Consider the following 16297-nt stretch of genomic DNA (forward strand, 5'->3'; position numbering starts at 1 on the left):
TGTTTTATCTCCTTATTATTATTTACTACTGACTCTATTATATAACATCTTTTTATGAAAATCAAAAATAACCTAACGGTAGGCTTACATCCTCCACCTCCTACGGTGAGGAAGAGGAATTTCGCCTTATTAGGTAAAAGATGCATAATATATTTTACTTTTTTAATACCAAGTCTTCATATATGTATGTATGAGGGCTTGGTATTAAAATCATGTATTTTATATGTGTTTAATATATTTTTTAAATATTATATAAATGTAAATGTTTACGTAAATAATTATTTAATATTTTCTAAAACATTTATGAGTTTATCTATATCATTTATATCTTCATACTTAATGTCTGAATATTTAGAATTGGCTGAAGCGTTTTTGTAATTTCTAAAACTATTTAACGCCTCTGGATATTCCCTTAATTGCATATGACTAAATCCCTTTAAAAAATATATCCTTTTGAAATCCGCAAAGTTTTTTATAATATCATTGCAATATGCTATACATTTTACATATTCTTTATTACAAAAAAAGGCATCGGCTGTTTTATACGCTAGTTGAATAAAACAATTTTCAGATTTATTAGTTTCTTTATAGGCATGAGCAAATAAGGTTGTTGCATTTTCATAATCACCTAGCCTAATATACTCTGATCCTAAGTTTAAATAATATACTGCATCTTTTTTATCATCTTTGATTTTCAATAGATTTAAATCCTTTCACAATTTTTTTATTTCTAACTAGTTATCTTTTTTAATATTTTTCTTAAAATAAGTTTAGTTTTTAATATTTGATTTTATACTTACCATATTTAAGTAATTTTATTAACTAAATAAAAAAGTAATTTAACAAAGTGGGTTTAATTTTCTTTTTAAGAGTTTAGTAAAGGTCAGATGAGACATCTTTACTAGTCTTTACTCTTTATTTATAAATATTTAATAGTATTTAATAGTATTTAGACCAATGTTAACGTGTTGAAATAACTAAGTTTATTTAAGCTAAACATGTCAGATTGGAAATTTAATATGTCAGATTGGAAATTTAATATGTCACTTTGGAAATTTAATATGTCACTTTGGAAATCTAATTGTGTCAAATTGGAAATTTAATATGTCACTTTGGAAACCTAACATGTCAGATTAGAAATTTAACTATGTCACTTTGGAAAACACAATGTTGTGTCTAGAAAAATATATTGACATTTTAAAGTTAATAAGTCATTATATATATAAATAAATTTTTAAAGACTAGATCGGATAAACAATAAAACTAAAAAAGTAGGTGATAACTAGTGCATGATATGATGGATATAGAAAATCCAAAGATACTTATGAAAAACAATGTTTTAATACAAGCAAAATATAGTTTAAGCTTGGTTGAAAACAGAATTTTTTTATTGATGATGTATAAGCTCCAAAGAGAAAGTGAAGGGGTATTAAGCTGTGAAATATCACATGAGGAATTTAGGCAAGTAATAAAACATACAAAAGACAGAACCGTAAAAAGTATCTCAAATTCTTTAAGTAGCCTTAGAAAAAAGAGTATTTTCTTCATGGAGGAAAAGAAAAATGGAAAAGGTATAATATGGGGAGAATACGGATTTTTAAATGGATTTACCTTTGATGTTGAAACAAGTATTTTTAAGATAGAGGCGTCTCAAAAGATATATGACTTATTGAATACCTACTTGCAAACTGGTTATACACCTGCAAATTTAGCAGTTTTATTTAGTATGAAAAATTACTACGCCCAAAGATTATATGATTTGCTTAGGCTATGGAGCGGAACGAAAAATGTTATAAATTACACTGTGGCAGATTTAAAAATGTATCTTCAACTCGAAGATAACTATCCAGAATATGGTAATTTTAAGAGGAGAATTATAATTCCTGCGGTTAAAGAATTAAATCAAACTGGGTATTTTGTAATAGACTTTAAAGAAAATAAAATTGGTCGAAAAGTAGACTCACTAGACTTTTTAGTACAAGATTTGGATAAACGAAGATATTTCGATAAGAAAAATATAGATCAAACAGATACAATTAATGAATTTTATGAAACATCGACATCTGACAGTTCACAAAGTTTATTAAATGAAAGTATAGAAATATTAACTAAAAACAAGATAGATATAAATAAGCAAGAACTAATAGTTACTAACCAAAAGAAACAATCTCATAAGGAAGAAGAAAGTTTATTTTTTATACCAGATGAAGATGTATTTTCAAAAGGGACTATGAGATTATTTAAAAAAGATTTTAGTGGATATAATTTTAAAGAGAAAATTAACTTAGATTCATTTGAAGATGCAGTAGCTATAACTTTTGAAAAAGATGATGTTGAAACGATAGAAACAAGATCTTATCAGTATTTCAAAGGAGCTCTCTTAAATCGCATTGAATATTACAAAAATGAACGGAAAGAAGAAGAAGAACATCAAAAAGAAATTCAAATGTATTGGTGGCAGCAAGAGTGAAAATATAACTAATCATGATAGAAACATCAAGAGACAACAACAAATGCCTTAGAGGGTGCTTTGAAGAGCCCTAGAATATATTTAAGAATAAGATACGGTGGGTAATATACAAACAGAATTATATAAAATACAAAAAGGTAATCCCTAGAAGGATTGCCTTTTGTGTTTTATATGGAAATTTATCTAAAGAGCCTCTATATCTATAGTCATAAAACTCATCAATCATACCTGCAAATAATATATTTTTAGCTTTATTTTTAGACTTTATCTATATTCAAATGAATTCATATTTAATTTTAAGTCACAGTCTTCGAGCATTTTATCTACAATTTTATTATAGTAATATATAGTAATACATTGATACAAGTCATTAAAATAGTTGTTATCATAGGAAAATCTCAGAGGCAACATATTTATTATAGATGCAGATAAATATGTTGCTAGGCATCCTCATTGTTTTTCAGTATATTCTTTTATGGACTTAAAAATACATGAATTAGATACAATATTAATTGGTGACGGAAATGATAATTAAATTGTAATGAGTATTTCTATATTTTTAATGTGTTGCATTTAGTTATAAAATCTAAGTTAAAAGATAGGTGATACACTAAAATTAAATTCAATTTTGTGTGTCACCTATTAAAAAAATGACATATATAAATATATAGGAGCTTACAAATCTAAAATAATTAGAATCGTATTGCTCCAATACAAATATATATATAAGGATGTAGATAAAATGAGTGAAAATTGTAAATCAACATGTAATACTTCTTGCTACAATACTTGTAATAATGTGTGTCAGAGTAATGAAACTAGATGCTGTTATGAGCAATACGAAAATGAATGTGAAAGTGAATGTGAAAAATACAAAGCAAAAGCAGATGAACTACATGTTAGAGCACAATGTGTTCAAGAGGATGCTAAGCGTACATCTTGTGAAGCAAAACAATTAGAAATACAAGCTAGAGAATTAGAAAAACAAGTAAAATTATTATTATCTCAAGCTCGTATTGCATGGGATAAAACTTGCAAATTAGAAGCAGAGGTAGAAAATTTATTAAACTTATCTAATTTCTATGCATGCAAAGCTACAGAATGTTATAAAGCAGCCAATGTAAATTCACTATGTAAACCAGATTGTGTATGTAAGTGTACACATAAATATTGCTAGAACGACATTATTTATATGTAAACATGCTAAAATTAACCACTTAATGTGAGATTTTTAGCATGTTTAATTTTGTTTTTTAAGATATTCTTTGATGCTAACAATGTAACACTTTATAAATATTGTCAATATATATATTTTATTAAATAATCTACATGATTTTGATAAGCTAATTACAGTTAACTATTTAAAGTGTAGGTGTCACGATATAGAGAAAATGTAGATATTAAATTAGAATATATATATTATAAATAGATTGAATAGATTAGGGGGAATATGTATGAATTGTATTAAATACGTAGATGTTAACTGGCATGATGCTAAATGTGAAAATAATAAATACCAGATAAGTGATGATAATTATTGCTTTAAAAACTGGTATTGCAAGGACAATTGCGATTGTCCAGATACAGTAATATTAAAATATGTTTTCAAAGAACAAGTTTATTATATAAGATGTTTAAAGAATACGTACTTAAATTGGATACCAGTAGTGGCTAGTAATGGAACCCCATTAATAAATGCTCGTAGTAGCTCTTTGATATCTTCAGACTTGACAGGAAGTTTAGAAGAAGCAAATCAATTAAAAGAGATACCAGTAATATATCCAGATTATTCAGCAGTTGATGTAGGTAAAGGAATATTATGGCCTAAAAAAGCATTTGCACCATATGTAGATGTTACAGCATGGCCACCACTTAAATTAGCAGAAATTTCTGAAAAAACAAAAGTTCCTGCTTATAACTTAGGATTTATAGTATCTCAAAGCCCTACAGTATGTAAACCAACTTGGGGGACTTATTATTCAGCAGAACAAGGACCATTAAATGATCAAATTAAAAAAATTCGTGAAATGGGTGGAGATGTATCTGTTTCTTTTGGAGGAGGTTCTAATACTCCTATACATGTAACAGCTCCAAATGTAGAATCATTATTTAAACAATATAAACTATTTACACAGGGATATAAATTAACAAGAATTGATTTTGATATAGAAGGCATTTGGATAGATGTAGCATATAAAAATGATAATATTAAAAATAGTAAGGCAATAAAAATGCTACAAGATTTTTATAAATCTGAAGGTGAAAATATATCTGTTTGGTTTACACTTCCTATATTACCAACAGGATTGACTGTAGATGGAATAAGAATTTTACAGTTAGCTTTAGATGAAGGTGTAGAAATCAGTGGAGTAAATGCGATGACTATGGATTATGGAGAGGGGGTAGTTCCAGATCCTAAAGGTAAAATGGGTATGTATGGAATACAAGCAATAAAAGCATTAAAAGACCAACTAAATACTTTATATAAATGTAGCAAGAGTGAAGCCGAACTTTGGGCGATGATAGGAACTACACCTATGATTGGAAAAAATGACGTTGTTAGTGAAATTTTTATGCAAAGTGATGCTAATGAAACATTAGTATTTGCAAAGAAAAATATGATAGGATTAATCTCTATGTGGTCAGCTAATAGAGATTATCCATCTATAAGTGGTATACCACAAAAAGATAATGAGTTTTCTGAAATATTTAATGAATATAATAAATTATGTTGTGAGTAAAGCATAAAAAATAGAGCGTTGTTATATAAATGTAAATATACAACACTCTATTTTCTTATGCTAAGAGATTTATAATATTAATCATATCTATACTAAATATACATTAATATAACAAGTTTTAAACTTTAAAAAAACAGTTCTAAAATTTAGAAATTATTGGTACCACTATAATCACTGCAAGTCTTATTTTATCATAGTATGAAATTAGTAGGCATAAAACTGCTAATTTAAAACTGAGGTGAAATAAATGACTAAACTGATTAAATCATCAAATGTAAAATATGTAAATAGGGGAGATGTAATTACTTATACTATTGTAATTGATAATACCGATGGGGATGAAATGAGTAACATAGTATTAACGGATGAACCTAATACAAGATGTACTATATTCATACCAGATTCAATAACATTAAATGGAGTAACTCAAGTGTCACAAGACCCTATAGCAGGAATTTCTATTGGAAGAATGCCATCAGGTAGTATCTCTACAGTAACATTTAAAGAATTTGTATATTGTTGTGATACAATCATAAATAATACTGCTACTTTAAGTTTTGATAGTCAAAGTCCAATACAAGAACCTATCCATGCAAATATCTTATCAAATACAGTAAAAATATATTCACTATTATGCACTAAGTTAGATTTATCAAAATCATCGGCATCACAAACATGCAATATAAATGAAGCAGCAGTAGGAGATATAATAACCTATATGTTAATTGCTACTAACAAGAATTCTATTCAGTTAGATAATGTAACTGTAACAGATACATTAACATCAGATTTAAGCTTTATTAAAGATTCAGTAAAAATAGATAATGTAAAGAGTGATGAGGATATAAGAGCTGGAGTTAACGTAGGAACAATACATCCAAATAGTATTAAGACTATAACTTTTGAAGCAAAAATAGTATCCAAGCCATCTAATGGTATAATATCAAATAAATCATTCGCAGAATATAGCTATATCATTAGTTCTGATTTGCCAGCAAGACAAGACTATGTTCAAAGTAATATAAGTAATATATATGTTAAAAACCCGAGCGTTAAAGTTATAAAAACTGCTGATAAGAAAGTAGTATCAATAGGTGATACAATAAACTATAAAATTCAAATTATAAATGATGGAGATATTGACCTTGTAGGTGTGGTATTTAAAGATGATATATCATCTACTGTATCATTAATAAAACAAAGCTTTATGGTAGATAATATATCTATTGATCTAGCTAAAGATGATTTGATTAGAGGTATAAAAATGCCTATAATTAGAGCGGCGAATATTGTAATAATAACATATCAAGTAAAAGTAATTTCCTCAAATTGCAAAGCTAAAATATTAAACATAGCACATGTAGATTGCAAATATATACTGCCAGGTGGATGTAGTGGTACTATTGAGAGTTTAGATAAAGAAGAAGCGAATTCAGTAATTGATATGAATATGTCAACATTTAAACAAGCAAGTATAGACAAATACTTTAAAATTCCAGAATACATGTGTGAAATAGAATCTATAAACCATATTGAAGGTAAAATTGAAATATCAACATCTAATGTTATAGAAACTCAAGAGTATACATCCAATGAAGGTCAAAAACTAAATAAATATAAACTAATAGTGAAAGGTGTACTAAAAACGACAATTGAATATACAGCAAATGAACCAACTCAATCAGTACTTGCGATTGAGTTCAAAACGCTTTTTAGCCAATTTTTAATTCTACCATTAGATTATGTATTAGGCAGCAATATAGAAGTTGAAGGTATAGTAGAAGATATTTCTTACAACTTAATAAATTCGAAAGAAGTATTCAACAATGCAACTATATTAATAGCAGCAAAAATATTATCTTGTTAATATAAGATAATATTCTCAGAATAAAACCTCAATAAATATAATAATTAGAACTAACATATAAATTAATATTTCGAAGGAGTGTTAACATGGGGATTAGTGCGTGTATAATAGCTAGAAATGAAGAAAAAAATATAGATTCGTGCCTAAAAAGTATAGCCGATGTAGTTGATGAAATTATACTTGTAGATACTGGATCAAGCGATAAAACTATAGAAGTAGCAAAATCATATGGAGCGAAGGTATTTTTTAGAAAATGGGATAACGACTTTAGTGCAGCTAGAAATAAATCTTTAGATATGGCAACTCATGAATGGATATTGGTAATTGATTGTGATGAAGTACTAGCTGAAAATAGCAAAGGTAAGTTAAGGGAGATAGTAACAGATGATACTCAAGAAGCCTTTGGAATAGATATAGTAAATATAATAAATGGGGTAGAGAGCTATGCATCTATACATCTAAGATTATTTAAAAACAAACCAGAATATAGATATAAAGGTATTATTCATGAACAGATGTATTTAGATAATAAAAATTTAGAAGTACTAAGAGCTCATATAAATTTTATTCATTATGGATATGGTAATGACAAAGAATTAGAAGTTAAAAAGAGAGATAGAAATTTGAAAATTCTAAATTTAGTAGATGAAGATAAAAGGGATGGAATGTATTATTTTCATTTAGGGGCTGAGTATACTAGGGTAAATGATCATAATACAGCGTCAGAAATATTTAGAAAAGGTTATTATATAGCAGATAAAAGCGAACCATATTTTACTCAATTAGCACAAAGGCTCGTAGATTCTTTATTTTCAAATAATCAATATAAAGAATGTATACAGTACTGTGATGAGATATTAAAACAGTTTGTAGATTTTAAATGTATATATTTTACAAGAGCAGCAAGTTATATTCAAATTAGAAATTATAGTAAGGCTTTATTAAGTTTAAGAATATATGATTATTTACAAGATAAACCAGAAAGATATCCTGTTGTAAGGCATGATGAACTGAATGATATAAAGGAGCTTATAACTGTATTAGAAAAAGAAGTTTCAAATTAAATATATAAGTACTGGAACGTATTTATAATATACTTTTTAGCACTTGTATGTCATTTTTAGAAAATTTGAATACACTAGAGCATTAAGAGTATTTTAAATAAAGATACATCTTAATAATTCTTCATGGGAGTGATTAAATTGGCAGCAACTATATCTGGTATAGTCTTTAATGACTTAAACAGTGATGGAATATACAATGTTGGCGAGCCTGGTATTTCCGGTGCTTATGTAGTTCTGAATGATACAATCGCCGCAACTTGTATAAATACACAAACAGATGGTAGTGGGAATTATAGTTTTAGTATAAATACGGCAGGAACATATACAGTATATGAAACTGTAACAAATCCTGCTGGAGATATTTGTCCACCATCTAAATTTACTCAACCAAGTGGATTTACAGATTCTACTACACGAAGACAATTAACTGTAACAATAACAGCTGCAAATATTACTGCAGGCACTACCATAGCTAACAATAACTTTGGCCATGATAACAGAACAGCATTTGAATGTACAACATATGGATGGCAAACTGCAGCTGTAACTCCAGGTGGAGTTTGCAATTTATATAGAGTAGACTTAGTTAATGGTCAAACTCTTAATCTAGGCGGATTTACACCTGCAACATCGATGAACTCTATAGGATACAATAATATAGATGGATTTATATGGGGTTTAAATACTACGACTAATAGAATAATTCGTATAGCACCTGATAGAACCGTATTATCATTGCCGACGGTACCAAATTTTCCATTACCACTTGATCCTGGTGCAGTAGGATATAACTATGCATGTGGTGATGTAAATAGAAATGGTTATTTATATATATATCAAGGAAACTCTCCATTTACGGGTGCAATTAGGTTTTATGTAATAGATGTAGATTCAAATAGACCAACGTATGGATTATTAGTAGATCCAGCAAATGGATTTGCTATAGATACAGCACCTTATGGAACAGCTTTAAGCATAGGTATGAATACAACAGATTGGGCTTTTAGTCCTTTTGATGGACAATTATATGCAGTAGATAACTCAACTGGTGGAATGTTAAAAATAGACCCTATAACAGGTAATGTTCAAACTCTTAGTACAACGCCTTCACCAGTAGTTAATATATTGGCTAACTTCTTTGCACCACCAAATAATTTATTTGGAATAACTAATACTGGAATAACGTACGAATATACGATAGTTGGAAATACCGTAACAAACAATTTAGTTTTTACAGGTCAAGCACCGGGAAGTAACTTAGATGGTGCTAGATGTGCAAGCTCACCATTACTTGGATTAACAAAAAGTTCAACTCCATTAGTTGGTGTTGGAGATACTATAAATTATACTGTTGGGATTAAGTATATGGGAGCAAATACTGCAGTTAATGTAGTATTTGTAGATACTATTCCTAATGGAACAAGTTTTATAGATGGAAGTATAAATCTTGATGGAAATCCTGTAGTAGGCTCTCCAAATCCACCAGGAGTAACTCTCCCTGATTTGAGCGTAGGAACTCACACACTTACCTTTAATGTAACAGTCGAATCAGTTCCAACACCTAATCCAACACCTAATAATGCAGGATTATCTTATGACTATTTTGATCCATTTTATGGAACAATACCTGGAACTGCTATTATTTCTAATACAGCAACTACTACTATAGCTTATGCTACTTTAACATCATCTAAAACAGTAGACAATACCTTTGGTACTACTGGAACAATATTAACTTACACTATAGCCATTAAAAATACAGGTAATACAACAGCAAGTAATATATTGTTTGTAGATACTATTCCAAATGGAACAACATTTACAGCTAATTCATTAAAACAAGATATTACGGCTATAGTAGGAAGTCCTAATCCTCCAGGAATAAGTATTCCAAATCCTATAGGACCAGGTAAAACATCAACAGTTACATTTAAAGTAACTATAATTACTATACCAAGTCCTAGCACGATACCTAACAATGCTTCGAGTAGTTTCACTTTTATAGGAAATCCTTCAATTCCTACAACAAAAACAGATAGTACGAATTCAAACACAGTAATAACACAAGTTAATAAAGCAGAGCTTGGTTTAATATCCAAAAGTGTGGATAAAAATTTTGCAGTAGCTGGAGATATATTGACTTATACGATATCTATCCCAAATACAGGAACAGTTAGTGCAGATGCTGTAATGTTTAAAGATACGATACCTAGCGGAACAACTTTTGTGACTAATTCATTTACAGTAAATGGTATAACTAAAATAGGTCAAAGTCCAGTACCTCCAGGAGTTAATATAGGAACTATACCAGCTGGTGGTATTTTCACGGTAACATTTAAAGTAACAGTAACGTCAATACCAACACCAAACCCTATTCCAAACTCTGCTAACACTACTTTTACCTATAAAGTAAACCCAAGTCTTCCTGCAACAACCGCTGGAAGTGCAAATAGTAACATTGTAACAACAAGAATTAATAGCCCGATAATTAGTACGGTAAAATCAGTAAATTCAACCAATGTAATTGTTGGGGACACCATTGTATATACTGTAGTTTTAAAGAATACAGGAAATACTACGGCTATTAATATGATATTTAAAGATACCATCCCAGGTGGAACAATATTTATACCAAATTCAGTAGTAGTTAATAGCTCAACTGTACCAGGGGCAAACCCTGCTCCACCAAGCGGAATGACACTCCCAAGCTTAGGATTAAATCAAACAACTACTTTAACATTCCAAGTAACTGCAACAAGTGTTCCAACGCCAAATCCAACACCAAATACAGGTCTTTTAAATTATGACTTTATAATAGATCCATCAACAGGTACTATTGTAAATCAAAATCTTAGTACAAATACAGTATCAACATTTATAAATCCAGACTCATCACCTACTAAGAGTGTAGATAAAATATATGCAAAAGTAGGAGATATTATAACTTATACCGCAGTATGGAGAAATGTATTAAATGTAAATCAAACATTATTAACATTTATAGATACAATTCCGAATGGAACAACATTTATAGCAAATTCATTAACTAAAAATGGAGTAGTTGTTGTTGGGGCAAATCCATCTCCACCAACTGGTTATGCTGCAGGTACTTTAAATCAAAATACCACAATTACCATAACTTTCAAAGTAACAGTAAATACAATTCCTAGTCCGAATCCTACACCAAATGTGGCAACATTTATATATACTACTACATTAGCAGTAAACCCTAGAAGAAGTAATATAACAAATGTAGTAAGTACTACGATAAGTACTGCGAGGCTTCAAAATATAACTAAGAGTGTAGATAAAACTAGTGCTGGAACTACTGATACTTTAACTTATACAATATCAATGACAAACAATGGAAGTACTACTGCTAATAATGTAATATTTAAAGATACCATTCCAACAGGAACAACATTTGTACCAAATTCTGCCACAGTGAATGGCGTAACTCAAAGTGGTGCTACAGTAGCTCCTCCAACAGGTCTTAGTGTTGGAAGTATACCAGTAGGAGCTACAACTACAATAACATTTAAAGTTCAAACAGGAACTACTATACCAGCTCCAAACTCTATTCCTAACACAGGAACAGTTGGATACAATTTTATAGTAGACCCAAGCCTTGGAACTACTGGAAGTAGTGGTGGAAATAATACTAATACAGTTACAACTAAGATAAACTCAGCAATAATATCCCCTGCTAAAACAGTACTTCCAGGTGCTGGATTTGTTGGTGATATCTTAACCTATACTGTTGGATTAAAAAATACAGGAAATACTACTGCTACTAATATATTCTTTAGTGATACAAGTCCAAATGGAACAACATTTGTAACAAATTCAGTAAAAGTAAATGGAGTAACTATAACAGGAGGAACGCTAAGCCCACCACCTGGAGTAACTATACCAAACTTAGGTATAAATCAAAGTGCTACAGTAACATTCAGAGTGACTATAGACACTGTTCCAAGTCCTAACCCAACTCCTAATATAGGTGTTGCAACTTATAGCTATATTGCAGATCCAACACTTGGAACAAGTAAAACTAATACCTCTAATTCAAATATAGCATCAGCATTTGTATATCCAGATAATAATCCATTTAAATTTGTAGATAAACAATATGCTACAGTAGGAGATACCTTAACTTATATACTAGGATGGGTGAATTCATTAGGAGTACAAGAGACTAATGTAACATTTGTCGATACAATCCCAACGGGAACAACATTTGTAGCCAATTCAGTAACAGTAAATGGAGTAGCTAAACCAGGTGCTACAGTCACTGCACCAAACGGAATAAACACATTAACATTAGCAGCGAGTCAACTAGTGACAGTATCATTTAAGGTAACAGTAAACACATTACCAACTATAAATCCTGTGCCAAATGATACTACTGTTATATACAGTTCTACTTTAGTGGTAGGAAAACAAAGTGATGTATCAAATATAGTAAATACTCAAATAAACTTAGCTAGATTGCAAGGAGTAACTAAGAGTGTAGATAAAAATTTTACAACAGTAGGAGATACATTAACTTATACTATAACTCTTGCAAATACTGGAAATATAACTGCTGAGAATGTAGTATTCTTAGATACAATACCAAATGGAACTTCATTTATTGATGGTTCCCTTATACTAGATGGAATAACTTTACCAAATGAAAATCCAGATGCACCAACAGGTGCTGATATAGGAACAATATCTGCTGGGGCAGTTACTACAATAATATTTAAAGTTTCAGTGGATACTATTCCATCGCCTAATTCTATTCCTAATACCGGAAATATAACTGGTGATTATATAGTAGACCCTGTTCAAGGAACGGTTAATAATATTAGTTCAAATACAAATACAGTAACTAGCAAAGTTAATTTTGCTAATTTAAGTAACACTACTAAGGCTGTAGATAAAATATTTGCTAATATAGGAACTACTTTAACTTATACTATTACTATAGTAAATAGCGGAAATACAACGGCTAATAATGTAGTATTTGTAGATACAGTACCTGATGGTACAACATTTGTTTTAAATTCAGTAACAGTAAAAGGATTGCCAATAAGTGGAGTATCTCCAAATCCTCCTGGTGTGACTATAGGAACTATACCGATAGGAGGAACTTCAACTGTAACATTTAAAGTAGTAGTAAATACACTTCCAACCATAAATCCTATACCTAATACAGGAACAGTTGGATATAATTTTATAGTTGATCCTACACTATTAACGACTTCAAGTGGTGTTAATAATACAAATACAGTAGAGACTACAGTAAACCATGCTGATTTAGGAAAAATAGTAAAATTTACAGATAAACAGTATGGACAATGTGGAGATATTGTAACATATACAATATCTATTCCAAACAGTGGAAATGTAGATGCTTTTAACGTAGTTTTACGTGATACAATACCAACTGGAACAATTTATGTAAATAATTCTCTTACTGTTGATGGAAATCCAGTTGGAGGAACTCCAGCCAATGTGAATATTGGAACTATACAGGCAGGAGATACTTCGGTAGTATTTTTCCAAGTTCAAATTATTTGTTAGTAAATTAATATGATTAAAGCCCTAGGAAGTATATTAAATATTGATACTTTCTAGGGCTATTTTACTTTAACTATAACAATCCTATTCATGAAAGTCACACTAAAGACTATTATATTGATGTGATAGGTTTTACGAGAAACTTTTTATGCATTTACTAGGTTTAAAATATTTAAATAGATTCAAAATCATATAATAATAACAATAAAATCAATAAAATCATACTATAATGTTAGGTACTTTAATGTGCTAATTTAAATAAAAATATATTTATTCAAGATATGTAATATATATAGAAAGGAGATTTATAGCTTGGCTACAATAAAATATAATTATACCGGAGCAGACCAAACATTTACTATTCCAGCTGGAGTAGGTAGCGTATTTATACAAGAATGGGGTGCAGCCGGTGGTTCTTCTCCTGGAACGACTTCTTCAGGAGGAGGAGCTGGTGGATACTCAGAAGGAAGATTAGCTGTAACACTTGGTCAAGTACTAACAGTAATTGTTGGTGAAGGTGGGAAAATATATACTTTAGCTAGTACAACAGTACCAACTTATGGTGGTGGAGAAGCCGCATCAGGTGGAACTAATATATGTCCTCCTGATAATAGAACACAAGAGGTCTCTGGAGGTGGGGGCTCTGGATTAGTTGTATTTAGTTTTTCGCTTCCTTTAGCATTAACTAAGTCTACAAACAAAGCTTATGCTACCGTTGGGTCTACAATAACTTATACTGTAACAATAGCAAATACAGCAACTGTAACCTTGAATAATGTAGTATTTGTGGATACAATACCGAATGGAACTACATTCATTTCTAATAGTATGACTGTAAATGGAGCTACAATAGCTGGAAATCCTGCACCTCCAGGTGTGAATATTGGAGACTTTAATCCAAGTTCTGTCAATACTGTTACGTTCCAAGTATTAGTAAATAGTACAATTCCTTCTCCTAGTACACTTACTAATACTGCGATAGCTAACTTTGCAGGATCAACTATTCCGACAAGTTCAAATAATATTACTACAACAATATTAGCAGCTGTACTTTCAAGTAGTAAAATAAGCAAAACTTATACAAATATAAATGATGTTATAACTTATACAATTCCAATAAGAAACACAGGAAATACAACAGCTATAAATATAAGATTTATAGACACAATACCAAATGGAACTACCCTTGTGGCAGGATCAATAAGACAAGACAGTACTGTTGTTGCTGGAAGTCCTAATCCTCCAGGAGTAACACTACCAAATCCTATAAGAAATGGAGTTACTTCAACAGTAACTTTCCAAGTCAGGGTAATTACTATACCAAGTCCTAACCCTATACCAAACTACGCTTCAATGATTTTCCAATACACCATAGATAATTCTACAGTTCCAAATATAGTTGGTAGTGGTTCTTCTAACACTAATATTGCAAATACTTTTATAAATAGAGCTGATTTATCAAATATGACTAAGGCTACAGATAAGGATTTTGCAACTATTAATGACGTAATAACGTATACTATTACAATTCCAAATACAGGAACTACAAGTGCTAATGCTGTAATTTTTAGGGACACAATTCCAATAGGAACAACATTTGTAGCAAATTCATTTACTGTAAATGGTGTAGTTAAAACTGGTGTAAATCCTACACCTCCAGGTACTAATATAGGTACAATACCATCAGGTTCTACTTTCACGGTAACGTTCCAAGTAACTGTAAACACAATACCATCACCAAATCGTATTACAAATACTGCAACAACGACATTTACCTATCAAGTTGACCCAAGTGTTGTAACTACTACAGCTGGTAATGCAAATAGTAATATAGTAAACACTACTATAACTAAAGCAGCAACAATATTACCTACAACATCAGTTAATGCACCAGGAGCATTTGTTGGAAATACACTTACCTATACTATAGGTTTTAAGAATACTGGAAGTACAACAGCCAATAATATATTCTTTACAGATACTACTCCAAATGGTACAACATTCATTAATGATTCTGTAAATATAACTGGAACAACTATAACTGGAGGTATATTAAATCCACCTTCCGGAGTAACAATACCTGATTTAGGTGTAAATCAAAGTGCTACATTGACATTCCAAGTTACAGTAAATACAATACCTGTACCAAACCCTACTACAAATATAGGAACAACAAGTTATAGCTATATTGATACAGATAGCGGAACTACAGGAACTAAGGTAAATAATACTAATATAGTATCTACATTTATATATCCAGGCGTAAATCCTTTTAAAATAGTAGATAAGCAATATGCTACAGTAGGAGATACACTAACTTATACACTAGGATGGATAGAAACATTAGGTATCCAGCAAACTAACGTAACATTTGTAGATACAATACCTGTTGGAACAACTTTTATACAAAATTCAGTAATGGTACGTGGTGTAAGTATACCAAATGCTACAGTTATAGTCATATAACTTTAAAAAGTTGGTAAATAGACTCTTCTAGAGTCTTATTATTTTTATGTATTTTTTTCAAATTCTTTTTTAATTTTGCCCAGTACTTTTCTATAGGATTTAACTCTGGAGAATATGGTGGTAG

At 30.1% G+C, this 16297-nt stretch carries 9 protein-coding genes and 1 pseudogene; 7 read left to right on the forward strand and 3 right to left on the reverse strand.

What is annotated here, in order from left to right; all coding sequences use genetic code 11:
- Positions 1 to 278: 278 nt before the first annotated feature.
- Positions 279 to 698 (reverse strand): tetratricopeptide repeat protein, encoded by a 420-nt coding sequence (locus ACRC03_RS14165; RefSeq protein ID WP_438653234.1) that lies wholly within the window; start codon positions 696 to 698, stop codon positions 279 to 281.
- Positions 699 to 1294: 596 nt separating this feature from the next.
- On the opposite strand from ACRC03_RS14165, the gene ACRC03_RS14170 reads away from it, so the two are divergent.
- Entirely contained in the window at positions 1295 to 2470 is a 1176-nt protein-coding gene (locus tag ACRC03_RS14170; RefSeq protein WP_438653241.1) for a replication initiation protein, read from the forward strand.
- A gap of 264 nt (positions 2471 to 2734) precedes the next feature.
- Here the strand turns inward: ACRC03_RS14170 and ACRC03_RS14175 are convergent.
- A pseudogene (locus tag ACRC03_RS14175) lies at positions 2735 to 2899 on the reverse strand (UDP-galactopyranose mutase); the annotation flags it as partial.
- 313 nt (positions 2900 to 3212) lie between these two features.
- Here ACRC03_RS14175 and ACRC03_RS14180 point away from each other — a divergent pair.
- The 6 genes from ACRC03_RS14180 (at position 3213) to ACRC03_RS14205 (ending at position 16173) form a co-directional block, all read left to right on the forward strand.
- Positions 3213 to 3647, forward strand: a complete 435-nt coding sequence (locus tag ACRC03_RS14180; protein ID WP_438653235.1) for a hypothetical protein — start codon at positions 3213 to 3215, stop codon at positions 3645 to 3647.
- A 277-nt stretch (positions 3648 to 3924) separates the two neighbouring features.
- Positions 3925 to 5211: a chitinase gene (locus tag ACRC03_RS14185; RefSeq protein WP_438653236.1), complete on the forward strand. Its 1287-nt coding sequence runs from the start codon at positions 3925 to 3927 to the stop codon at positions 5209 to 5211.
- A 247-nt stretch (positions 5212 to 5458) separates the two neighbouring features.
- Entirely contained in the window at positions 5459 to 7078 is a 1620-nt protein-coding gene (locus tag ACRC03_RS14190; RefSeq protein WP_438653237.1) for a DUF11 domain-containing protein, read from the forward strand.
- Positions 7079 to 7164: 86 nt separating this feature from the next.
- The gene (locus ACRC03_RS14195; protein WP_438653238.1) at positions 7165 to 8142 is read left to right on the forward strand and encodes a tetratricopeptide repeat-containing glycosyltransferase family 2 protein; all 978 of its coding nucleotides are present in this window, start codon (positions 7165 to 7167) and stop codon (positions 8140 to 8142) included.
- A 138-nt stretch (positions 8143 to 8280) separates the two neighbouring features.
- Positions 8281 to 13710 (forward strand): SdrD B-like domain-containing protein, encoded by a 5430-nt coding sequence (locus ACRC03_RS14200; protein WP_438653239.1) that lies wholly within the window; start codon positions 8281 to 8283, stop codon positions 13708 to 13710.
- A gap of 309 nt (positions 13711 to 14019) precedes the next feature.
- Positions 14020 to 16173 (forward strand): beta strand repeat-containing protein, encoded by a 2154-nt coding sequence (locus ACRC03_RS14205; RefSeq protein ID WP_438653240.1) that lies wholly within the window; start codon positions 14020 to 14022, stop codon positions 16171 to 16173.
- Here the strand turns inward: ACRC03_RS14205 and ACRC03_RS14210 are convergent.
- The coding region (locus tag ACRC03_RS14210; RefSeq protein ID WP_438653242.1) for a transposase at positions 16166 to 16297 on the reverse strand (132 nt) is incomplete at its 5' end. The genes ACRC03_RS14205 and ACRC03_RS14210 overlap by 8 nt on opposite strands.

It is taken from the genome of Romboutsia sp., from assembly GCF_051659545.1.
Taxonomy (GTDB): domain Bacteria; phylum Bacillota; class Clostridia; order Peptostreptococcales; family Peptostreptococcaceae; genus JBOFOR01.

What these genes read in the sequence shown, in the direction of transcription:
- ACRC03_RS14170 (WP_438653241.1), top strand. Translation starts at nt 1,295, where the DNA reads ATGATGGATATAGAAAATCCAAAGATACTTATGAAAAACAATGTTTTA.
- ACRC03_RS14180 (WP_438653235.1), top strand. Translation starts at nt 3,213, where the DNA reads ATGAGTGAAAATTGTAAATCAACATGTAATACTTCTTGCTACAATACT.
- ACRC03_RS14185 (WP_438653236.1), top strand. Translation starts at nt 3,925, where the DNA reads ATGAATTGTATTAAATACGTAGATGTTAACTGGCATGATGCTAAATGT.
- ACRC03_RS14190 (WP_438653237.1), top strand. Translation starts at nt 5,459, where the DNA reads ATGACTAAACTGATTAAATCATCAAATGTAAAATATGTAAATAGGGGA.
- ACRC03_RS14195 (WP_438653238.1), top strand. Translation starts at nt 7,165, where the DNA reads ATGGGGATTAGTGCGTGTATAATAGCTAGAAATGAAGAAAAAAATATA.